Here is a 21,457-nt window from a genome sequence, read left to right on the forward strand (position 1 = left end):
AGTACCCCGAACGGGTTACTTCTTCAGCAGGGCCCGGGCCATAACCATGCGCTGGATCTGGTTGGTGCCCTCGTAGATCTGCGTGATCTTGGCGTCGCGCATCATCCGCTCGGCCGGGAAGTCGACGGTGTAGCCGGCGCCGCCGAAGAGCTGGACGGCGTCGGTGGTCACCGACATGGCCGTGTCGGAGGCGAAGCACTTCGACGCCGAGGCGATGAGGCCCATCTTCTCGCCGCGCTCGGCGCGCGCCGCGGCCGCGTAGACGAGGTGACGGGCGGCCTCGGTGTTCATGGCCATGTCGGCGAGCATGAACTGGACGCCCTGGAAGTCGGCGACGGCCTTGCCGAACTGGTGGCGCTCGCGCACGTAGTCGACGGCCGCGTCGAGAGCGCCCTGCGCGATGCCGACGGCCTGCGCGCCGATGGTCGGGCGGGTGTGGTCGAGGGTCGCGAACGCCGTCTTCAGGCCCGTGCCGGGCTCGCCGATGATCCGGTCGCCCGGGATGCGGCAGTTCTCGAAGTAGATCTCGGTGGTGGGCGAGCCCTTGATGCCGAGCTTGTGCTCCTTCGGGCCGACCGAGAAGCCGGGGTCGTCCTTGTGCACCACGAACGCCGAGATGCCGTTGGCGCCCTTGTCCGGGTCGGTCTTCGCCATGACCGTGTACCAGTCGGAGACGCCGCCGTTGGTGATCCAGCACTTGGTGCCGTTGAGCACCCAGTCGTCCCCGTCCTGGTGGGCACGGGTGCGCATCGAGACGGTGTCCGAGCCGGCCTCGCGCTCCGAGAGCGCGTAGCTGATCATCGACTGGCCCGACGCGATGGTCGGCAGCACCTGCTGCTTCAGCTTCTCGGAGCCGGACAGGATGATCGGCATCGAGCCGAGCTTGTTCACCGCCGGGATCAGCGAGGCCGACGCGTCGACCCGCGCGACCTCCTCGATGACCATGCAGGCGACGATCGAGTCGCCGCCCTCACCCCCGTACTGCTCGGGGATGTGGATGGCGTGGAAGCCGTTCTGCGTCAGCGCGGTGCGGGCCTCCGTCGGGAAGCGCGCCTGCTGGTCGACCTCCGCGGCGTACGGGGCGATCTCCTTCTCCGCGAGGGCACGGATCGACTCCCGCAGCGCATCGCGCTCCTCGCCGAGGCTGTACAGGTCGAAATCCGGATCCACGACGTCCCTCCACACCACTGGCCCACGCCCCTGACGGCACTGCGCCATCACGGTACTCGGACGTCCTACCGTTGCGGGACCTCGCGCTCCCGCCGTCGGGTGTGGGACTGGCTACCCTGGTCGGCCCTCACCGGCTCGGCGCCGGGGACGGATGAGCGGCGCGCGAACGCCGGGGCCCGCTCGGGCCGCAGGCCCACCCCGATGAGGTAGGCCGGCACGATCGTCAGACGGGGGAACCGGGCGAGCAGGTGCCGGATCGGGGCGGGCGGGCCGCCGCGGCGCCCGGCCAGGACCGGCACCACGAGTCCGCGGTGCATGAGCCGCTGGACCGTCTGCACCGCGATCGTCGGCAGCAGGCGGCGGCGCCGGACGGCGTCGAGGTCGTCGGGCGTCACCCCGGCCCCGCCCTCCTGCCCGCGGAGCAGCGGGGCGGCGAGCAGCGTGGCCGCGGCGACGGCGTCCTGGACCGCGAGGTTGATGCCGACCCCGCCGACCGGCGACATCGCGTGCGCCGCGTCGCCGAGGCAGAGCAGCCCGTCCACGTGCCAGCGCTGCAGCCGGTCGAGGCGGACGTCGAGGTGCTTGACGTCGTCCATGCTCTCCAGGGCGTCGACGCGGTCGGCGAGGTCGGGCGCGAGCTCGGCGACGTCGGCCCGGAACGCCTCGATCCCGCGGGCGCGCAGCTCGGCGTCGCGACCCTTGGGGGCCAGGTAGGCGATCTGGAAGTAGCCCTCGCGCGGGATGACGACGGCCAGGCGCCCCTCGCTCATGCGCGGGGTGAGCCCCGGCGACCCGTCCTCGGGGCGGCGCGGCAGGCGGAACCACCAGGCGTCCATGGGCACCGGGTACTCGACGACCCGCAGCCCGGCCTGCGCCCGCGCCGTGGAGCCGCGCCCGTCGCACGCGACGGTGAGGTCGGCGGCGATCTCTCCCTCGGCACCGTCGGCGGTCCGGTACACGACCCCGCGCACCCGGCCGTCGGCGTCGCGGCGCAGCTCGGTGACCTCGGTGCCCATCCGCAGCGTGAACGCCGGCTCCGCGGCGCCCGCGTCGGCGAGCAGGTCGAGCAGGTCCCACTGCGGGACCATGGCGATGTAGGGGTGCCGGACGCGGCCGGCGAGGCGTCGCAGGTCGCCGACGACGAGCGTCTCGTCCCGGTCGATCGGGAACGCGACGCGGTCGAGCCGGCTCTGCGGGAGCGCGGCGAACCGCTCGCCGAGCCCCAGCTCGTCGAGCAGGTCCAGCGTCGTGGGGTGGACGGTGTCGCCGCGGAAGTCGCGCAGGAAGTCCCCGTGCTTCTCGAGGACCGTGACCTCGACCCCGGCCCGGGCGAGCAGCAGGCCCAGCACCATCCCCGCCGGCCCGCCCCCGACCACGCAGCACGTCGTCCGCTCCATCGTCCCCACCTCCAGCGATCTCAACGCGTGTTGAATCCGAGTGTGGACCCGTCGCGTGCGGAAATCAACGCTTGTTGAACTAGGATCGGGTGGTGGCCAGCACCGACCCGATCCGGCGTGGACGGCGGCCCGGCGACTCCGGCGCGCGCGACGCGATCCTCGACGCCGCGCGGACACGGTTCGCGGGCGAGGGATTCCGGTCGGCGACGGTGCGGGCCATCGCCGGGGACGCGGGCGTCGACCCGGCGCTGGTCATGCACTACTTCGGCACCAAGCAGGCGCTGTTCGTCGCGGCGATGGAGTTCCCCCTGGACCCCGCCCAGGTCGTGCCGCGGCTGCTCGGGCCGGGGATCGACGGGCTGGGCGAGCGCCTCGTCCGATTCCTGCTCACGGTCATCGACGACCTCGGTGACGCCAACCCCATGCTCGGGCTCGTGCGTTCGGCCGTCGGGCACCCCGACGCGGCCCGGATGATGCGCGAGTTCCTCGGCGAGGCGATCCTCGACCGCCTCGCGCAGGCCATCCACGAGGCCATCGACACCGACCGTCCGCGCCTGCGCGCGGACCTGTGCGCCTCCCAGGTCGTCGGGGTCCTCGTCGCCCGTCAGATCCTGGCGCTGCCCGAGCTCGCGGCCGCCGACCGGGAGACCCTCGTCGCCGCCTACGGTCCGACGATCCAGCGCTACCTCACGGGGTCGCTGGACCCCTGAGCCTCGCCGTGCGCCCGGGCCGCGAGGGCCTCGTCCTTCGCCGCGACGGTCTCCGCGAGCCCGGCCTGGAAGCGCTCCATGGCCCGCGCGAGGGCCGGGTCCGACGCGCCGAGGACGCGCACGGCGAGCAGGCCCGCGTTGCGCGCGCCGCCGATCGACACCGTCGCCACCGGCACACCGGCGGGCATCTGCACGATCGAGAGCAGCGAGTCCATGCCGTCGAGGTGCGCCAGCGGCACCGGGACGCCGATCACGGGCAGCGTCGTCGCCGAGGCGACCATGCCGGGCAGGTGCGCCGCGCCGCCCGCGCCGGCGATCACGGCGCGCAGCCCGCGCCCGGCGGCCGCGGCGGCCCAGTCGAGCATGACCCGCGGGGTGCGGTGCGCCGAGAGCACCCGCGCCTCCCAGGGCACGTCGAACTCGTCGAGCGCCTCGGCGGCCGCGCGCATCGTGGGCCAGTCGGAGTCGCTGCCCATGACGATGCCGACGGCGGGCTGGTCACTCATGCGTTGGCCAATCTCACGGGTGTGCTGTCCATCCGTCGCTCCACACGCCGGTGGAGAGGTGGTCGGCGGCCAGCCGGGCGCGGGTTCGCACGGCGTCGAGGTCGTCACCGCGCAGGGTCACGTGCCCGACCTTGCGGCCCGGGCGCTCGGCCTTGCCGTAGAGGTGCACCCGCGCCTCGGGGAAGCGGGCGAGGGTGTGGTGCAGGCGCTCGTCGACGCCGGTGCCGGGGGCGGGGTCGCCGCCGAGCACGTTGGCCATGACGGTGACGGGCGCGGTGGTCGCGGTGGCGCCGAGGGGGTAGTCGAGCACCGCGCGCAGGTGCTGCTCGAACTGCGAGGTCACCGAGCCCTCGATCGTCCAGTGCGCCGAGTTGTGGGGGCGCATGGCGAGCTCGTTGACCACCAGGCCCTCCTCGGTCTCGAACAGCTCCACCGCGAGCAGCCCGACCACCCCGAGCGCATGCGCGATGCGCAGGGCGAGCTCCTCGGCCTCCTCGGCGCGCGCGGGGTCGAGGCCGGGCGCGGGGGCGAGGACCTCGGTGCAGATGCCCTGCTCCTGCACGGTCTCGACCACCGGCCACACCGCCGCCTGCCCGAACGGGGAGCGCGCGAGGACCGCGGCGAGCTCGCGGCGCAGCGCCACCTTCTGCTCGACCATCAGCGGCGTGCCCGCCGCGAGGAGCTCGGTGACCGTGGCCTGCGCGGCGTCGGCGCCGTCGAGGACCCACACCCCGCGCCCGTCGTAGCCACCCCGCACGGCCTTGAGCACCACCGGCCAGCCGTGCTCGGCGGCGAAGGCGGTGACGTCGGCGACCTCGGCCACCGGCGCGAACGGGGGCACGGGCTCGCCGAGCTCGCGCAGGCGGGTGCGCATGACGAGCTTGTCCTGGGCGTGCAGCAGGGCGTCGGGCCCGGGGTGCACGGCGACGCCGTCGGCGACCAGGGCGCGCAGGTGCTCGCCCGGGACGTGCTCGTGGTCGAAGGTCAGGGCCTCGGCGCCGGCCGCCGCACGGCGCAGGGCCTCGAGGTCGGTGTGCTCACCCAGCACGACGTCGGGCGTCACCAGGGCCGCGGGCTCGTCCGGGCCCGTCGCGAGGACCCGCAGCGACTGCCCGAGGGCGACCGCGGCCTGGTGGGTCATCCGCGCCAGCTGACCGCCGCCGATCATCGTCACCACGGGCAGGCCGGTGCGCTCGTCCACGGTCGGAGCACGGTACGCGGGAGACGGAGCGGAGCGGAGGTCGACCCGTCGATGCTGGTCAGGTGTGATGTGGCTCCGGCTCGTGGTGGGGCTCGTGGTGGGGCTCGTGGTGGGGCTCGTGCTGCGGCTCCGGCTCGGCGTCGCGCAGCCGGGCGAGCAGCGCGCAGGCGCCGTCGTGGGTGGCGGGCAGGCGCGCGATCCGCACCGTCGGCGTCCCGACGAGCCCCTCGGCGGCCGCCAGCCGCCGGGTCAGCAGGCGGCGCAGCACCGCGGTGCGCTCGGGGAGGCCCTCGCGCGGGGCGAGGACGACGACGGTGCCGCGGCCGACGACCGCGATCGACTCGCCGGCGTCGAACACCACGCCCGCCGCCTCGCCGGCGATCGTGAGCGGCGCGACGCGGCGCCAGTCGCGGACGTCGAGGGCGAGCACGACCAGCGCGTGGTCGTCACCGGCGGCACGGCCGTGGGCGCGGGCGGCGCGGTAGACCTCAGTGAGGCGCGTGCGCAGGTAGCGGACGCTCGCGAGGCCGGAGAGGGGGTCGACGGCCGCGGTCTCGGCGATGTCGCCGCAGGCCACGTCGGTCCACGCGACCGAGACCGCGCGCAGCAGGCGCACGCCGTCGGGTCCGCGGACCGGGGTGTGGTGCTCGTGCTCGGCGTCGGCGCCGTCCCCGGGCTCCTCCGTCCCGGCGCCCGACACCGCGGTGCTCAGGGCGGCGAGGTCGGTCAGGGTCTCGGCGAGGCCGATGCCCGCCCCCGCGCGGGCGCCCGCCCACCGTGCGAGGACCCGCTCGACCGCGAGGTCCCGGGCGGCCCGGCCCTCGTGGCGCGCGGTGACGACCGCGCAGACGGCCTCGACCGTCGGGTCCGGCCACTCCGCCGCCGCGGCCCAGCCGAGGGCGCAGCTGCACGCGAACCACCGCTCGCGCAGCAGGGCGGCCCGGCCCGGCCGGGGTGCGGCGCCCGCGAGCGCGGCGTCGACGACGTCGGTCGCGCCGGCGGCGCGCGACCCCTCGATGCTGCTCACGTCCATCCCGCGGCCGACCTCCACCGTCCTCGTCTGGCCGGGTCTCGTCCCGACCTCCGGACAGGAGACGCGCGGGACCGTCGCCCATGACGGTGACGGTCACCTCTTCGGCCGTACAGACCCCCTCACACTCGACCGGACGGGTGAGGGGGGAGGTGGGGTCATGTCCGCCGACGACGGAGCCGGCAGCGGTGCGGAGGGCGTCCCGGGCGACGCCGGGGCCGGCGACGCCCGCAGCGACGCCGAGCTGATCGCGCTGCTGCGCGGACGGGGCGCGGACCGCGACTCGACCGCCGCCTTCGCCACCCTCTACGCGCGCCACCAGCTCGCCGCCCGGGTGCTGGCCCGCCAGCTCGCCCGCTCCCCCGCGGACGCCGACGACCTCGTCGCCGGCGCCTTCACGAGGATGCTCGAGGTGCTGCGCGCCGGGCGCGGCCCCACCGAGGCGTTCCGGGCGTACCTGCTGACCTCGGTGCGCCACCTCGCCTACGACCGCAGCCGCGCCGAACGCCGCGTCGACCTCACCGACGACCTCACCGACGTCCAGGGCGTCGACCCCGACCGCACGATCGTCCCGTTCACCGACCCCGCGCTGGCCGGCCTCGAGCGGACGATGGCCGCGCGCGCGTTCGCGACGCTGCCCGAGCGCTGGCAGGCGGTGCTCTGGCACCTCGAGGTCGAGGGCGACACGCCCGCCGACATCGCGCCCTTGTTCGGGCTGTCGGCCAACGCCGTGTCCGCGCTCGGCTACCGCGCGCGGGAGGGCCTGCGCCAGGCCTACCTCCAGGAGCACCTCGACAGCGGGTCCGGACGCTGGGACCGCCGGCACCGCGAGACCGGCGAGAAGCTCGGCGCCTACACCCGCGGCGGCCTCGCGCGCCGGGAGGCGGAGCGGGTCGAGGCGCACCTCGCCGAGTGCTCCGAGTGCCGCGCTCTCGCCGACGAGCTGCGCGACGTCAACGCCGGGATGTTGCGCGCGGTGGTGGCGCCGCTCGTGCTCGGGGCGGGGGTGCTGGGCTACCTGGCCTCGCGGGGCTCGACCGGCCCGTTGGCCTTCCCCGCCAGCACCGGGGAGCTGGCCGTCGCCGGAGGCGGCGCGCTCGGGCTGCTCGGGGCGCTGACCGGGATCACGGGCGCCGTCCGGCCGGTCCCGACCGTGCGCGTGCGCACGGCCGGCGTGATCGGCCTCGCCGGGGCGGTCGGCCTCGCGGCCGTCGTGCTGGGCGACGCCCTCGAACCGGCCCCGCCGGTCGCGGCCCGCCCGGCGCCGGTGATCGTGCCGCCGGGGGTGGTGCCGCCGGGGGTGCCGGAGGTCCTGCCGCCGGGGGTGGTGGTGCCCGACGTCCCGGAGGCCCTGCCGCCGGGCGTGCCGGTACCGGACGCGTCGCCGAGCTCGGGCGCGCCGGGCGGTGGCGCGGGGCCGACCCCGGGGACGGAGCGAGGCCCGGCCCGCGCACCCTCGCCGGAGGCCGTGCTCGCGATCCCGGGCCTGACCGGCGACGGCGGTGACGGCGGCGGCGGCGGTGACGGCGGCGGTGACGCCGACCGCCCCACCGCGCCGGACCGCGCGAGCCGGTCCGCACGTGCGGCGGCCGCCGAGGCGCACGCGACCGCCGCCGCCCGTCGCGACACGACCCGCGCGACCGTCGACGGTCGACGCGCCGAGCACCCGGCGCCCGCCGCCCGCACCACCGCCGCCCGCGCCCGACCCGCTGACCTGGACTGCCTCGTCACGGCCCGGCTGCCCGTGCTCGGCGGGACGGGCGTGATCTGCCGGACCGGCACCGCGACCCGGGAGGCCTCACTACACTCCGCCCGGTGACGGGGCTGCGCGACGTGCCGGGCCGGGCCGCGCGGCTCGTCGACCGGCACGGCGAGCTGGTCAAGTTCGCCACCGTCGGCGCGATCACCTTCGTGGTCGACACGGCCGTGTTCGTCACCGCCAAGTCCACGGTGCTCGAGCCCAAGCCCGTCACGGCGAAGGTCGTGGCGGTGCTGGTCGCGACGATCGTGGGCTACGTCCTCAACCGCGAGTGGTCGTTCCGCACCCGCGGCGGGCGCGGGCGGCCCCACGAGGCGCTGCTGTACTTCGCCGTCTCCGGCGTCGCGCTGACGATCAACGCCGCACCGCTCGGGATCTCGCGCTACGTGCTCGACCTCGCCACGCCCGCCGTCTCGTCGCTGACCGAGCACGTCGCCGACCTGGTCAGCGCCCAGGTGGTCGGGACGCTCCTCGCGATGGTGTTCCGCTGGTGGGCGTTCCGGCGGTGGGTGTTCCCCGACGAGGTCGGCCCGCTGCGGTAGCCGAGCGAACGCTCGACGTGACCGAGCCGGGGCCCCGATCGGGGTACGACCCTCCGCCGACCGATGTCGTCGCGGCCACCGCATGCCGAGATCGACGACCGCCGGTCTCCGAGGCGGAGCCGGTCGTCGCCCGAACGCGCAGGGGTTTCCAAGGTTCTTGATACCTTCGGTACCGCTCGGCCGGGGAGGGCTCAGGCGGGCCGGGCCTCGAAGGACGCGGAGGAGGACCAGCTGTGCCGAAGCTCCCGTGCCCGCATCGCACCGCCGGCCGGGACGTCACCGCCGATCCCCTGCTCGACGCCGACGGGCTCGAGCAGTGCGACGGACTGATGGTCCTGGTCCTCGACCCCGTCACCGGTGCCGCCGACACCTACGGACCGTATCCGGCGCCGCGGGCCCGCGAGGAGGCCCACGGCCGTCGCCGGGAGCTCGACGCCGAGGACCTCACCGAGGTCACCGTCGCGCTGGTCCGCCACCACCGTCCCCGCTGAGCCGGGCCCGGCTCAGCGCGGTCCCGTCGTCGGCAGCGGTCGCGGGGCGGCGACGGTCCGGTCGGTGCGGGGCACGGGCAGGAACACCGCGAACGTCGCGGGCCGGGTGCGGGCGAGCTCGAGGCGCCCGCCGTCGGCCTCGACGAGGGCGCGGGCCAGGGCCAGCCCGAAGCCGGTCGACGCGGCCCCGGACACCCCGCGGTCGAACACGTGCGGGGCGAGCTCGGGCGGCACGCCGTCGCCGTGGTCGCCGACCTCGACGACGATCGTGTCGTTGTCCGACAGGCGCGCCGAGAGCGTGACCGTGCCCCGCCCGTGGCGCAGGGCGTTGTCGACGAGCACCCCGAGCGCCTCGCGCAGCCGCCCCGACGTCGCGCGCGCGACGAGGCCCTCGGGCGTGCGCACGCGGATCGTGCGGCCCTCGGCGCGCAGCGGGTCGCGCCACTCGTCCGCGACGGCCTCCAGCTCGCCCGCCACCTCCAGCGGCGCCGCCCCCGCCGCGCGGGCCGCGCGCGCCGAGGCCAGGAGCTCGTCGAGCACCTCGGCGAGCCGCTCGGCCTGCTCCAGCGCCGCCGCGCCCTCCGCCGAGACCTGCTCGTCGGGGTGGGCCGCGAGCTCGTCGAGGCGCAGCTGCAGGGCCGTGAGGCGGCTGCGGAGCTGGTGGGACACGTCGCCGACGAGCTCGCGCTCCCGCTGGAGCAGGTCGGCGAGCGCGGCGGCCGAGGAGTCGAGGACGTCGGACACCCGGTCGAGCTCCGGGATGCCGTGGCGGTGCGGCGCGGGCCGGAAGTCGCCGGCGCCGAGGCGCGCGGCGCGGCCGGCCACCTGCTGCAGCGGATCGGCCAGCCGCCGGGCGGTCAGCGTCGCCACCACCGCACCCACGGCCACCGACAGCAGCACCGCCGCGAGCACCAGCGCCGTCGCCTGCAGCTGGCGCGCCCGCATCTCGGTGATCGGCTCCGAGAGCACCGCCGACCCCGACAGCCCGAACGGCAGGGTCTCGCTGACCGTCGGCCCCGGGGCCAGCTCGCCCAGCGTGCTCGTGCCCCGCGGCGTGCGGACCACCAGCGACCCGCCCGGCGGCACCGCGATCCCGACCGCGCTGAGGTCCACCGCTCGCTCTGCCGAGACCTGCGAGTCGAGCGTCGCCACGACCTGCCGCAGCCGCGAGTTGATGTCGGCGCGCGTGAAGTCCTCGACCAGCCGCCACGTGGTGAGCGCCAGCGGCCCGCCCAGCACCGCCACCGTGATGGTGACGACGATGAGCGTCGAGACGAGGATCCGGCGGCGCACGGGCGGGCCCTAGGTGTTGAAGCGGAACCCGACCCCGCGCACCGTGCTGATGCGCTTGCCGCCGACCCCGCCGCCCTCGTCGGCGAGCTTGCGGCGCAGCCAGGACATGTGCATGTCCAGGGTCTTGGAGGTCTTCATCTCGGGGTCGTTCCAGACCTCGCGGAGGATCTCCTCCCGGGACACCACCTGCCCGGCGTGGGCCATGAGCACCCGGAGCAGCTCGAACTCCTTGTTGGCCAGGCCGACCTCGACCCCGTCGACCGTGACCCGCCGCGCCGACGGCTCCAGCCGCACCCCGCCGGCGTCGAGCACCTCGGGCGCCCGGCGCCGCAAGAGCGCCCGCACCCGGGCCAGGAGCTCGGCGAGCCGGAAGGGCTTGCCCACGTAGTCGTCCGCACCGGCGTCCAGGCCGACGACGAAGTCGACCTCGTCGGTGCGCGCGGTGAGCATGAGCACGGGCAGGTCGGGCTGGTCGGCGCGCACCCGCCGGCAGACCTCGAGCCCGTCCATCCCCGGCAGGCCCAGGTCCAGCACCATGAGGTCGGGTCCGGCGGCGCCCGCGCGGTGGAGCGCGGCCTGACCGTCGCCGACGACGTCGACCTCGTAGCCCTCGCGCTGCAGCGCCCGGGAGAGGGGTCCGGCGATCGCCGCGTCGTCCTCGACGAGCAGCACGGTGGTCACCGCGCCACAGTAGCCCCGGGGAGGGAGAGCCCTGGCACGATCGCCCGCCATGAGCTCCGCCGGGTCCGCCGACCTCGATCCCGCCGATGACCCCGCCGATGACCCCGCCGCCGACCCCGCCCTCGACGCCGACCTCGACACCGACCTGGACGCCGACCTCGCCCTCGCCCTGTCGCTCGCGGACGCCGCCGACGCGGTGACCCTGCCCCGCTTCCGCGCCGTGGACCTGCGCGTGGAGCGCAAGCCCGACCGCACCCCGGTGACCGACGCGGACACCGCCTGCGAGGACCGCCTGCGCGCCGTGCTCGCCACCCACCGCCCCGACGACGACGTGCTCGGCGAGGAGCGCGGCGGCGACCTCGGCGCCGGGCGGGTGTGGGTGATCGACCCGATCGACGGCACCAAGAACTTCTCCCGCGGCATCCCGGTGTGGGCGACCCTCATTGCGCTCGTGCAGGACGGCCGTCCCGTCGTCGGCGCCGTCAGCGCGCCCGCGCTGGGCCGGCGCTGGTGGGCCGCGGCGGGGCGGGGCGCCCACACCAGCGACCCCGCCCGCGGCGTCGACGCGGCGCCGCTCGCGGTGTCGGCGATCGGGACGCTCGAGGACGCCTACGCCTCCACCACCGACCTCGAGTACTGGCGCACGATCGACCGGCAGGAGCAGTGGCTCGCGCTGACCCGGGCGTGCTGGGAGACCCGCGCGTTCGGCGACTTCTGGCACCACTGCCTCGTCGCCGAGGGCGTGCTCGACGTCGCCGTGGAGCCGGCCGCCAACACCTGGGACCTCGCGGCCGCGCAGGTGCTCGTCGAGGAGGCCGGCGGCCGCCTCACCGACCTGGCCGGCGTCGCGCGCCCCGACGGGGGCGACTCGCTGACGACCAACGGCCTCCTGCACGACGCGGCCCTGGAGATCGTCCGCCGCTAGCCGGTCGACCCCGCGAGCCGCGCCCACACCAGCCGCCCGAACAGCGAGAAGCACGCGGCCGACTCGTCGTCGAACCGCGTCCACTCGAACCGCCCACCACGCTCGCACCAGAACACCTCCCAGCTCCCGTCCTCGGTCCCGTCCGCCCCCGGCACGCGGCGCACGCACCACGCCCGCTCGACCTCGGCGTCCACGCTGACCGCCGCCCCGGCCACCCCGGCCGCGGCCAGCCAGCCCGCCAGCTCACCGGCTCGCACACCGGGTTCGACGCAGCCGCACACCGGGCGGTTCCCCCGCGAGGCGGCACCGTGCCGAGCGGGAGCTGTCGCGCCGGAGGCGGATCACCGGTGGCACGATCACCGCCGTGACCGCCCCCGAGGTCTGCTTCGAGGATCTGCCCGCCGGTCGGCGCATCGCGCTCGGCTCGGTGGTCGTCGACCGCGACGAGATGCTCGCCTTCAACCGCCGCTTCGACCCCCAGCCCTTCCACGTCGACGAGGAGGCCGCCCGGGAGTCGCTGTTCGGCGGGCTGTGCGCGTCGGGGTGGTTCACCGCGTCGCTGTGGATGCGCTGCTACGTCGACGGGCTGCTCACGCGCGCGGCGTCGCTGGGCTCACCCGGCGGGGACGAGATCTCCTGGCCGGCACCGGTGTTCCCGGGCGACCGGCTCGACGCCGCGATGGAGGTGCTCGCCGCGCGGGTGTCGGCGAGCCGTCCCCACCTGGGCCTCGTCACCCTGCTGGGCACGCTCACCCGCGACGACGGCACCCCGGTCTACCGCGGGCGTTTCACCGGGATGTTCGGGCGGCGCGACGGCGCTCCCGCCGCCGCGCCCGGCGACCCCGCCAGCCCCTGACCGGCTCATCGGTCTCGTCGGTCTCGTCGGCCTCGTCGATCTCGTCGGCCTCGTCCGGGTCCTCCTCGTCGAGGGGCTCCTCGAGCTCCTCCTCGTCCCACCCGCCCCACTCGTCGGCCGCCCGCGGGACGACCGCCCGGTCGAGCCCGCCCCGGTCCTCGGCCATGGTCTCGACCAGCGACGCCAGGCGCTCGACGTCGCCCAGCCCCGCGAACTCCCACGGCTCGTCGGTGCCCGCGGTCGCGACGACGAGCGTGCCCGCGCCCAGCACCCGCTCCGACCCGGTGCTGCGCGTGCGCACCTCGGTGATCGTCGGGCCGGCGACCTCCACGCTCTCGCGGGCGAGCACGCCCTCGCGCACGAGCAGGCGCCGGTCGGTGACGACGAGGTGCGTGCAGCGCCAGCGCACGAGCGGCAGCACGGCGAGCCAGGCGATCGCGACCACCGCGAGCAGCACCAGCGCGAGGCGGACCGCGGTGCGCGTGGAGCCGGACGGGATGCCGTCGGCGAGGCCGGCGAGCAGGGCCGCGAGGAACACCGCGGCCGGCGGGACCAGCGCGGGCACGACGAGCATGCGCCAGTGCGGGCGCCGGTGGGCGAGCACGTGCTCGCCGCGGCGCAGCACGCCGTCGGGGTAGGCCACGCCCGCACCCCCTCCCGGGACCCTCCGGCGAGGCTAGCGAGCGGCGGGCCGCACGTGGACGACGTCGCCCGCCGACACGACGGTGGTGTCCCCGTCCGGGGCACGCACGGCGAGCCGCCCGTCCCGGTCGACGTCGACGGCGCGGCCGGCGAGCACCCGGTCGCCGGGCAGCGTCACCGTCACCTCGCGGCCCAACGTGGCGCAGTGCGCGCGGTAGTCGTCGACGATCCCGGCGGCGACCGCGTCCCCGTGCGCGTCGCGCCACCGCCCGTCGAGGTCGGCCAGCGCGCGCAGCACCGCGACCAGCACGTCGCCCCGCTCGAGCTCGGCGCCCTCGGCGGCGAGGGACGTCGCGCCCGCGGGCAGGTCGGCCAGCGGGGTCGCGACGTTGAGGCCGATCCCGACGACGAGCGCGCGCTCGTCACCGGTGACCGCGCCGACCTCGGCCAGCACCCCGGCGCCCTTCGCGCCGTCGCCCAGCAGCAGGTCGTTGGGCCACTTCAGCGCGGCGGGGACGGCGCCGCCGGTCAGCGCGCCCACCGCCTCGACCAGCGCCAGCCCGGCCAGCAGCGGCGCCCACCCCCAGCGCTCGGGTGCCACCTCGCGCGGACGCAGGAGCACCGAGAACGTCAGGCCCTCCCCCGCGCGGTCCTCCCAGACCCGCTCGCGGCGTCCCCGGCCCGCGTCCTGGTGCTCGGCGACGAGGACGGTCCGGTCGGGCGCGGCGTCGGGGCCGGCCACGCGCGCGAGGAGGTCGGCGTTGGTGGAGCCGGTGCTGGTCACGACGTCCAGCACCGCCCACGGCCCCGACGGCGGACCCAGCGCGCGACGCAGCGACTCTTCGTCCAGGGGAGCGGCCACGACCGCGCACCGTAGTGCCGCTGATCACCCTCTCGCCCGCGTCCCCCGGCCGTGTCGGGGGCGGTCGCTACAGTGCCGCTCCATGACGGACACCAAGCGGAGCGGAGCTGGACCATCATGACCGCCGCGACGGAGCCGTTGCCGCAGCCTGACGACGCTGCCGGGGAGCCCGACGTCCACACGTCGGCGGGCAAGCTCGCCGACTGGTACCGGCGCCAGGAGGACGTGGTCCACGCCGGCAGCGAGCGCGCCGTCGAGCGCCAGCACGCCAAGGGCCGCAAGACCGCCCGCGAGCGCATCGACCTGCTGCTCGACGAGGGCTCGTTCCTCGAGTTCGACGCGATGGCGCGCCACCGCTCCACCAACTTCGGCCTCGACGCCAACCGCCCGTACGGCGACGGGGTCGTCACCGGGCAGGGCACCGTGGACGGCCGCCCGGTGTGCGTCTTCTCCCAGGACGCCACGGTCTTCGGCGGCGCGCTCGGCGAGGTCTACGGCGAGAAGATCGTCAAGGTCATGGACGTGGCCATGAAGATCGGGTGCCCGGTCGTCGGCATCAACGACGGCGGCGGCGCGCGCATCCAGGAGGGCGTCGTCGCCCTCGGCCTCTACGGCGAGATCTTCCGGCGCAACGTGCACGCCTCGGGCGTCGTCCCGCAGATCTCGCTGGTCATGGGCCCGGCGGCCGGCGGCGCGGTGTACTCCCCCGCGCTCACCGACTTCACGGTCATGGTCGACGAGACGTCGTTCATGTTCATCACGGGCCCGGACGTCATCAAGACGGTCACGGGCGAGGACGTCGGCTTCGAGGAGCTCGGCGGCGCCCGCACCCACAACGCCACGTCCGGCAACGCCCACTACCTGGCCTCCGACGAGGACGACGCGATCTCGTTCGTCCAGGAGCTGCTGGGCTACCTGCCGTCGAACAACCTCACCGACCCGCCGCGCATTCCGGGCGAGGAGGAGAGCGGGTCGGTGCCCGACGGCATCGGCGAGACCGACCTCGAGCTCGACACCCTCGTGCCCGACTCGCCCAACCAGCCGTACGACATCCGCGAGGCGATCACGAGGGTCGTCGACGACGGCGACTTCCTGGAGATCCAGGCGCTGTACGCGGCCAACATCGTCACCGGCTACGGCCGGGTCGAGGGCCGGCCGGTGGGCATCGTCGCCAACCAGCCCACCCAGCTCGCCGGCTGCCTCGACATCGGGGCCAGCGAGAAGGCCGCGCGGTTCGTGCGCACGTGCGACACCTTCAACATCCCGGTGCTGACCTTCGTCGACGTGCCGGGATTCCTGCCGGGCACCGACCAGGAGTACAACGGCATCATCCGCCGCGGCGCGAAGCTGATCTACGCGTACGCCGAGGCGACGGTCCCGCTCGTCACGGTCATCTGCCGCAAGGCCTACGGCGGCGCCTACGACGTCATGGGCTCCAAGCACCTCGGGGCCGACGTCAACATCGCGTGGCCCACCGCGCAGATCGCCGTCACCGGGGCGTCCGGTGCCGTGAGCATCCTCTACCGCAAGGAGCTCAAGAAGGTCGAGGACGCCGGCGGCGACGTCGAGGCCCGGCGCGCGGAGCTGCAGCAGGAGTACGAGGACACCCTCGCCAACCCGTACGTGGCCGCCGAGCGGGGCTACGTCGACGCCGTCGTCCCGCCGTCGCACACCCGCGGCTACGTCGCCCGGGCGCTGCGGATGCTCGAGACCAAGCGCGAGACGCTGCCGCCGCGCAAGCACGGGAACGTGCCCCTGTGAGCGCAGCGAACGAGGAGGTGCGGCGGTGAGCGCAGCGAACGAGGAGGCGCGGCGGTGAGCGCAGCGAACGAGGAGGTGCGGCGGTGAGCGACGCACCGGACGACCAGGAGGCCCCGGCCCGCCCGCTCCTGCGCATCGTGCGCGGGGAGCCGGACGCCGCCGAGATCGCCGCGCTGACCGCCGTGCTCGCCGCCACCGGCGGCGGTGCTCCCGACGAGACCCCCGACCCGACACCGACGTCGGGCTGGGCGCGCCACGTCGACCTCGTGCGCGGCCCGGTCCACCCCGGACCGGGCGGCTGGCGGGCCTCCGCCCGACCGCGATGACCCCTTCCCCGACCCTCCGGTGACCTGATGGCCCTGCTGCGCCGACGCCGTCGCACGCCGATCGGTGGCGAGAGCTACCGCGACGCCGACCACGCCCTCATGCCCATCCCGCCCACGGGCGGGCTCGTCAGCGCCCAGCTGCGCAACGTCGAGGGCCGCCCGTTGCCCGGGGTCACCGTCGCGGTGATCGAGACCGAGGGCCTGCGGCGGGTGGTCACCGAGACGGTCACCGACCCCTTCGGCTTCTACACCGCCGCCGTGCCCAGCGGCTCGTACACGCTGCGCGCGACCCTCGGCGGCTACTCCACCCTGACCCGCGACCTCGTCGTCGGCCGGGGCGAGCACGCCGCCCTCGGCGCGCTGACGATGTCCGCCGACCAGGGCAGCACGCGCCCGTCGCCCGGCGAGTGGGTCATCGACGACGCCCACAGCCGCCTGGGGTTCGTCGCGCGGCACATCGCGCTGTCGCGGGTCTACGGCCAGTTCACGCGGTTCCGCGGCTCGATCCACATCGCCGAGGACCTGGAGGACTCGAGCGTCGACGTCGTCATCGACGCGGCCAGCATCGAGACCCACAACGCTCAGCGCGACGCCCACCTGCGCTCGCAGGACTTCCTGGCCGTCGACGACTACCCGCAGCTCCAGTTCTCGAGCACGCGGTTCGGCGTCCGCGCGGGCAACGCCTGGACCATCGACGGCGAGCTCTCGATCCGCGGGCGCACCAACGACGTCCGCCTCGACACGACCTACCTCGGCACGCAGTCGTGGAACGGCACGCGCGTGGGCGCCACGGCGACGACGTCGCTGCACCGGGAGCACTTCACGCTCAACTGGCAGCAGATGGTGGCTCGCGGCATCCCCGTCGTCGGCTCGACGATCCAGATCCACCTCGACGTCCAAGCGGTCCTCCAGCTCTGAACCCCGCCGTGCTTGCGTGATGCAACTCTCACCTCTACCGTCGTTGCATCACGCAAGTCGGACGGGACGAGGTGGGGACGATGGCGCTGCCGCAGGTGGCCACGCACGAGGAGTGGCTGGGCGCGCGGAAGAAGCTGCTCGAGCGCGAGAAGGAGCTCGTGCGGGCCCAGGACGCGGTGGCCGCCGAGCGCCGGCGTCTCCCGATGGTGCGCGTCGAGGTGGACTACCGCTTCACCGGCCCCGACGGCGAGGTCGGGCTGCTCGACCTCTTCGCGGGCCACCGGCAGCTGCTGGTCCAGCACCTCATGTTCGGCCCGGCCTGGGACGTCCCGTGCAACAGCTGCAGCGGGATGGCGTACGACCTCGGCGCCGCCACCCCGGCGCGCCTGGCCCGGCGCGACACGTCGTTCGTCGCGGTCTCGCGGGCGCCGATGGAGAAGCTCCGCCCCGTCGCCGAGGCCCGGGGCTGGACCTTCCCGTGGTTCTCGTCGTACGGCAGCCGCTTCAACCACGACTTCCACGTCACGCTCGACCCGGCCGTGGTGCCGGCGAGCTACAACTTCCTCGACACCGCCGAGCTGGCCGCCGACCCGGAGCTGTCATGGATGGTCGACCACGTCGGCGAGCAGCCCGGGATCAGCGCGTTCCTGCGCGACGGCGACGACGTGTTCCACACGTACTCGACGTACGGCCGCGGCGTCGAGGTGATGATGCACGGCTACCACCTGCTCGACCTCACGGCGCTCGGGCGCCAGGAGGACTGGGAGGAGCCCGCCGGCCGCGCACCGGTCGTGCACGAGGCCTCCGCCGGAGCCATGGCCTGACCCGTCGGGAGGCCGCCGTCAGCCGGTGATCCTCGCCGCGGTCGGGCGGCGGACCGGCGGCGCGGCGTCCCCGGAGCCGCCGACGTAGGGTGCCGCCCCGTGCGTCTGGTGCTCGCGTCCGCGTCCCCGGCCCGTCGGGCCGTCCTCCGTGCCGCCGGGGTGGAACCCCTCGTCGAGGTCTCCGACCTCGACGAGGACGCCGTCGTCGCCGAGCTCGGCGAGGGGGCGACGCCCGAGGACACGGTGTCGGCGCTGGCGCTGGCGAAGGCCCGCACGGTGGCCGCCCGCATCGCGTCCGCCGAGCCCGACTGCGTGATCGTCGGCGCGGACTCGATGCTGTGGCTCGAGGGCGAGCTCGTCGGCAAGCCGCCGTCGGTCGACGCCGCGCGCGGCCGGTGGGACCAGATGGCCGGGCGCGCCGCGGACCTGTTCACCGGGCACGCGCTGGTCCGCGTCGTCGGCGGCGCCGTGGAGCGCGAGGTCACCGGGCACGCGCGCACCGCCGTCGCGTTCGCCGAGCCCACCACCGCCGAGCTCGAGGCCTACCTCGCGAGCGGGGAGCCGATGGCCGTCGCCGGCGCGTTCACCCTCGACGGGCTGGGCGGCTGGTTCGTCGAGGGCGTCGAGGGCGACCCGTCGAACGTCGTCGGCCTGAGCCTGCCGCTGACGCGCCGCCTGCTCGCCGAGATCGGCGTCGGCGTCGACGCGCTGTGGGCGACGGCGCCCCGGAGCTGAGCCGGCGCCCTGCTCAGGCGGGGTCGACGCGCAGCGAGCGCACGACGGCGTCCGCGGCCTCGCCGTCGGCCCCGACGGTCGGCGAGGGCCGGGCGACGGCCAGCACCGCGAGGGTGCGGCCGGGCGCGGCGATCGTGCTGACGCGCACCAGCGCACCGTCCAGCTCGCCGCCCTCGACCCGGCGCACCGAGGTGCGGGTCGGCAGGTCCGCGACCGGCACGTCGTCGTCCGTGAGGTCCGCGGTCGTCGCGCCGGGGGCCAGCAGGTCGGCGTAGGCGTCCGCCAGCCGCCGCGCCTCGGCGTCCAGGGCGGCGGACCGGGCGGGGTCGGCGACGGGCGGGTCGACGGGGACCCGCTCCGGGTCGGCGAGGCCGACGAGCACCACCGTGCCCGCGCCGCGGCGCAGGATCGTGGCGTCCACGAACCGGCCCGGCGGCACCTCGACGACGTCCTGGTCCGGCACGACCCGCCACCCCGCCGGGAGCGCCAGCGTCGTGGCCGTCACCGCGTCGGGCACCCGCGGCTCGTCGGGGGCCGGAGCCTCCCCGGGGCCCACCGGGGGTTCCGCGGGCTCCTCGGACGCGGCCGGCTCCTCCGGCTCCTCGGACCCCTCCGCGGCCGGTGGCGGGCCCGACGGCGCGGACGCGACGTCCTCGGCCGCGAGCCGCAGGGAGGTCGCCTGGTCGGCCCCGACCGCGCCGGCGACCACCGCGACGAGGCCGGACAGGGCCAGCACGGACGCGCACACGGCCACCGACCGCCACCACCAAGGCTGCATCGGTCGCCGACCGTAGCCGCGGTGGGCGGGGTGATCCGCACCGGGGCGCCGGGGTGCACGGCGCGTGAGCGGGCATCCCGTGCGTGTGGTCATGACCACGCCGGTGCCCACGACGCCGCAGCGTCGAGTACGAGAGAGTGACCCGACCGGGCACCCGTCCGGCCGCCCCTACACTGCCCCGACCGTCCCGGTTTCAGCGACGATCCCCCAGGAGGTCCCTCGATGGCCGCGTCCGCCCCGACGGGGTTCGACCCGCTGCACACCGTCCTGGTGGCGAACCGCGGCGAGATCGCGGTGCGCGTCGTGCGCGCGTGCGCCGACGCCGGCCTCACGAGCGTCGCCGTGTACGCCGACCCGGACCGGGACGCCCCGCACGTGCGCCTCGCCGACCAGGCGTTCGGTCTGGGCGGGGAGACCGCGGCCGAGTCGTACCTCGACATCGAGAAGATCCTGAAGGCCGCGCGGGACTCCGGCGCGAACGCGATCCACCCGGGCTACGGGTTCCTCTCCGAGAACGCCGACTTCGCGCAGGCCGTCGTCGACGCCGGGCTGATCTGGATCGGGCCGAGCCCGCAGGCCATCCGCGACCTGGGCGACAAGGTCACCGCCCGCAAGATCGCCGAGCGCTCCGGCGCGCCGCTGGTGCCCGGCACGAAGGACCCGGTCGCCGACGCCGACGAGGTCATCGCCTTCGCCGACGAGCACGGGCTGCCGGTCGCCATCAAGGCGGCGTTCGGCGGCGGCGGACGCGGCATGCGCGTCGCGCGCGAGCGCGACGAGATCGCGGAGATGTTCGACGCCGCGGTGCGCGAAGCCGTCTCGGCGTTCGGGCGCGGCGAGTCGTTCGTCGAGCGCTACCTCGACCGCCCGCGCCACGTCGAGGCCCAGGTCCTCGCCGACCAGCACGGCAACTGCATCGTCGTCGGCACCCGCGACTGCTCGCTGCAGCGGCGTCACCAGAAGCTGGTCGAGGAGGCGCCCGCGCCGTTCCTCACCGACGAGCAGCGCAAGCGCATCCACACCTCCGCCCGCGACATCTGCGTCGAGGCCGGCTACTCCGGCGCCGGCACCGTGGAGTTCCTCGTCGGCGAGGACGGCACGATCTCGTTCCTCGAGGTCAACACGCGCCTGCAGGTCGAGCACCCGGTCTCCGAGGAGACCAGCGGCATCGACCTCGTCATCGAGCAGTTCCGCATCGCCGCCGGGCAGGAGCTGCGCTTCGGCGAGGACCCGGCCCCCCGCGGGCACGCGATCGAGTACCGGATCAACGGCGAGGACGCCGGCCGCGGCTTCCTGCCCGCCCCGGGCACGGTGACCCGCTTCGTCGCCCCCGACGGCCCCGGCGTGCGCGTCGACTCCGGCGTCGAGACCGGCACGGTGATCGGCGGTCAGTTCGACTCGATGGTCGGGAAGCTGATCGTCACCGGCGAGGACCGCGAGCAGGCCATCGCGCGCTCGAAGCGCGCGCTGGAGGAGCTGGTCGTCGAGGGCCTGCCGACGGTCATCCCGTTCCACAAGGCCGTGCTGCGCGACCCCGCGTTCACCGCGCCCGACGGGGCCGAGTCGTTCCTCGTGCACACGCGCTGGATCGAGACCGAGTTCGACAACCGGATCCCGCCGTACGAGGCCGCCGCGTCGGGCGAGGAGGCAGAGGACTCCCTGCCGCGCCAGACCGTGGTGGTCGAGGTCGGCGGCAAGCGCCTCGAGGTCTCGCTGCCCGGCGACCTCGCCATCGGTGGTGGCGGCGGGGGTGGCGCGCGCGCCGCGACGCCGAAGAAGAAGCGCGCACGCTCCGGCGGCGGCGCCAAGGTCTCCGGCGACGCCGTGACCGCGCCGATGCAGGGCACCGTGGTCAAGGTCGCGGTGTCCGAGGGCGACACGGTGTCCGCGGGCGATCTCGTCGTGGTCGTCGAGGCCATGAAGATGGAGAACCCGGTCACCGCCCACAAGGACGGCGTCGTCACCGGCCTGACCCTCGAGCCGGGCGCGAGCGTCAACCAGGGCGCCGTGATCTGCGAGATCCCCGACGCGTCCTGACCGGCGCATACTG

23 protein-coding genes are annotated in these 21,457 nt (G+C 75.5%); 12 read left to right on the forward strand and 11 right to left on the reverse strand.

The annotated features are described in order from the left end of the window. Nucleotides 1-15: 15 nt before the first annotated feature. Both PGB27_RS00440 and PGB27_RS00445 read right to left on the reverse strand, forming a co-directional pair. Complete coding sequence (locus PGB27_RS00440) at nt 16-1,170, reverse strand: acyl-CoA dehydrogenase (RefSeq protein ID WP_274198359.1); 1,155 nt, start codon at nt 1,168-1,170, stop codon at nt 16-18. 65 nt (nt 1,171-1,235) lie between these two features. Then, nucleotides 1,236-2,567: an FAD-dependent oxidoreductase gene (locus PGB27_RS00445; RefSeq protein ID WP_274198360.1), complete on the reverse strand. Its 1,332-nt coding sequence runs from the start codon at nt 2,565-2,567 to the stop codon at nt 1,236-1,238. A gap of 92 nt (nt 2,568-2,659) precedes the next feature. Between PGB27_RS00445 and PGB27_RS00450 the strand changes: the two genes are divergently transcribed. Further along, nucleotides 2,660-3,277 carry a TetR/AcrR family transcriptional regulator gene (locus tag PGB27_RS00450; protein ID WP_274198361.1) on the forward strand — a complete coding sequence of 206 codons (618 nt, stop codon included), beginning with the start codon at nt 2,660-2,662 and terminating at the stop codon, nt 3,275-3,277. On the opposite strand, the gene purE is transcribed toward PGB27_RS00450, so the two are convergent. From purE to PGB27_RS00465, 3 genes are read right to left on the reverse strand one after another with little or no spacing between them, the layout of a single operon-like run. After that, a complete protein-coding gene (purE, locus tag PGB27_RS00455) occupies nt 3,250-3,783 on the reverse strand; it encodes a 5-(carboxyamino)imidazole ribonucleotide mutase (protein ID WP_274198362.1) in 534 nt (177 codons plus the stop codon). The genes PGB27_RS00450 and purE overlap by 28 nt on opposite strands. Nucleotides 3,784-3,796: 13 nt before the next feature. Continuing rightward, complete coding sequence (locus PGB27_RS00460) at nt 3,797-4,984, reverse strand: 5-(carboxyamino)imidazole ribonucleotide synthase (RefSeq protein WP_274198363.1); 1,188 nt, start codon at nt 4,982-4,984, stop codon at nt 3,797-3,799. Between the two features lie 58 nt (nt 4,985-5,042). Then, a complete protein-coding gene (locus PGB27_RS00465) occupies nt 5,043-6,011 on the reverse strand; it encodes a GGDEF domain-containing protein (protein ID WP_274198364.1) in 969 nt (322 codons plus the stop codon). Nucleotides 6,012-6,174: 163 nt separating this feature from the next. On the opposite strand from PGB27_RS00465, the gene PGB27_RS00470 reads away from it, so the two are divergent. The 3 genes from PGB27_RS00470 (at nt 6,175) to PGB27_RS00480 (ending at nt 8,806) form a co-directional block, all read left to right on the forward strand. Then, a complete protein-coding gene (locus PGB27_RS00470) occupies nt 6,175-7,833 on the forward strand; it encodes a sigma-70 family RNA polymerase sigma factor (RefSeq protein WP_274198365.1) in 1,659 nt (552 codons plus the stop codon). After that, on the forward strand, nt 7,830-8,315 hold the full coding sequence (locus tag PGB27_RS00475) for a GtrA family protein (protein WP_274198366.1): 486 nt from the start codon (nt 7,830-7,832) through the stop codon (nt 8,313-8,315). The genes PGB27_RS00470 and PGB27_RS00475 overlap by 4 nt, the downstream gene beginning before the upstream one ends. A gap of 233 nt (nt 8,316-8,548) precedes the next feature. After that, the gene (locus PGB27_RS00480; protein ID WP_274198367.1) at nt 8,549-8,806 is read left to right on the forward strand and encodes a hypothetical protein; all 258 of its coding nucleotides are present in this window, start codon (nt 8,549-8,551) and stop codon (nt 8,804-8,806) included. A 12-nt stretch (nt 8,807-8,818) separates the two neighbouring features. Here the strand turns inward: PGB27_RS00480 and PGB27_RS00485 are convergent, their stop codons facing one another. Then, nucleotides 8,819-10,099, reverse strand: a complete 1,281-nt coding sequence (locus PGB27_RS00485; protein WP_274198368.1) for an ATP-binding protein — start codon at nt 10,097-10,099, stop codon at nt 8,819-8,821. Between the two features lie 9 nt (nt 10,100-10,108). Beyond that, on the reverse strand, nt 10,109-10,780 hold the full coding sequence (locus PGB27_RS00490) for a response regulator transcription factor (RefSeq protein WP_274198369.1): 672 nt from the start codon (nt 10,778-10,780) through the stop codon (nt 10,109-10,111). Between the two features lie 49 nt (nt 10,781-10,829). On the opposite strand from PGB27_RS00490, the gene hisN reads away from it, so the two are divergent. Continuing rightward, complete coding sequence (gene hisN, locus PGB27_RS00495) at nt 10,830-11,705, forward strand: histidinol-phosphatase (RefSeq protein ID WP_274198370.1); 876 nt, start codon at nt 10,830-10,832, stop codon at nt 11,703-11,705. On the opposite strand, the gene PGB27_RS00500 is transcribed toward hisN, so the two are convergent. After that, entirely contained in the window at nt 11,702-11,962 is a 261-nt protein-coding gene (locus PGB27_RS00500; RefSeq protein WP_274198371.1) for a hypothetical protein, read from the reverse strand. The two genes, hisN and PGB27_RS00500, sit on opposite strands and share 4 nt — an antisense overlap. 107 nt (nt 11,963-12,069) lie before the next feature. Between PGB27_RS00500 and PGB27_RS00505 the strand changes: the two genes are divergently transcribed. Further along, nucleotides 12,070-12,561 carry a MaoC family dehydratase gene (locus PGB27_RS00505; RefSeq protein WP_274198372.1) on the forward strand — a complete coding sequence of 164 codons (492 nt, stop codon included), beginning with the start codon at nt 12,070-12,072 and terminating at the stop codon, nt 12,559-12,561. Here the strand turns inward: PGB27_RS00505 and PGB27_RS00510 are convergent. Together PGB27_RS00510 and PGB27_RS00515 are read right to left on the reverse strand one after the other, a co-directional pair. Beyond that, a complete protein-coding gene (locus PGB27_RS00510) occupies nt 12,494-13,204 on the reverse strand; it encodes a PH domain-containing protein (protein ID WP_274198373.1) in 711 nt (236 codons plus the stop codon). The two genes, PGB27_RS00505 and PGB27_RS00510, sit on opposite strands and share 68 nt — an antisense overlap. 33 nt (nt 13,205-13,237) lie before the next feature. Continuing rightward, a complete protein-coding gene (locus PGB27_RS00515; protein ID WP_274198374.1) occupies nt 13,238-14,065 on the reverse strand; it encodes a biotin--[acetyl-CoA-carboxylase] ligase in 828 nt (275 codons plus the stop codon). 117 nt (nt 14,066-14,182) lie between these two features. Here PGB27_RS00515 and PGB27_RS00520 point away from each other — a divergent pair, with 117 nt between their 5' ends. The 5 genes from PGB27_RS00520 to PGB27_RS00540 all read left to right on the forward strand — a co-directional run bounded on the left by PGB27_RS00520 (nt 14,183) and on the right by PGB27_RS00540 (nt 18,629). Then, entirely contained in the window at nt 14,183-15,826 is a 1,644-nt protein-coding gene (locus PGB27_RS00520) for an acyl-CoA carboxylase subunit beta (protein WP_274198375.1), read from the forward strand. Nucleotides 15,827-15,909: 83 nt separating this feature from the next. After that, entirely contained in the window at nt 15,910-16,152 is a 243-nt protein-coding gene (locus PGB27_RS00525) for an acyl-CoA carboxylase subunit epsilon (protein ID WP_274198376.1), read from the forward strand. Between the two features lie 27 nt (nt 16,153-16,179). Beyond that, the gene (locus PGB27_RS00530) at nt 16,180-17,070 is read left to right on the forward strand and encodes a YceI family protein (RefSeq protein ID WP_274198377.1); all 891 of its coding nucleotides are present in this window, start codon (nt 16,180-16,182) and stop codon (nt 17,068-17,070) included. Between the two features lie 80 nt (nt 17,071-17,150). Further along, nucleotides 17,151-17,894: a DUF899 domain-containing protein gene (locus PGB27_RS00535; protein WP_274198378.1), complete on the forward strand. Its 744-nt coding sequence runs from the start codon at nt 17,151-17,153 to the stop codon at nt 17,892-17,894. A 99-nt stretch (nt 17,895-17,993) separates the two neighbouring features. Then, nucleotides 17,994-18,629, forward strand: coding sequence for a Maf family protein (locus PGB27_RS00540; protein ID WP_274198379.1), 636 nt, complete (start codon nt 17,994-17,996; stop codon nt 18,627-18,629). A gap of 13 nt (nt 18,630-18,642) precedes the next feature. Here PGB27_RS00540 and PGB27_RS00545 read toward each other — a convergent pair whose 3' ends face one another. After that, nucleotides 18,643-19,407, reverse strand: coding sequence for a hypothetical protein (locus tag PGB27_RS00545; RefSeq protein WP_274198380.1), 765 nt, complete (start codon nt 19,405-19,407; stop codon nt 18,643-18,645). A gap of 222 nt (nt 19,408-19,629) precedes the next feature. Between PGB27_RS00545 and PGB27_RS00550 the strand changes: the two genes are divergently transcribed. Then, the gene (locus PGB27_RS00550; protein ID WP_274198381.1) at nt 19,630-21,444 is read left to right on the forward strand and encodes an acetyl/propionyl/methylcrotonyl-CoA carboxylase subunit alpha; all 1,815 of its coding nucleotides are present in this window, start codon (nt 19,630-19,632) and stop codon (nt 21,442-21,444) included. The last annotated feature ends 13 nt before the right edge of the window (nt 21,445-21,457 follow it).

The sequence above is a fragment of the Actinomycetospora lemnae genome (genome assembly GCF_028737315.1).
Classification (GTDB): domain Bacteria; phylum Actinomycetota; class Actinomycetes; order Mycobacteriales; family Pseudonocardiaceae; genus Actinomycetospora; species Actinomycetospora lemnae.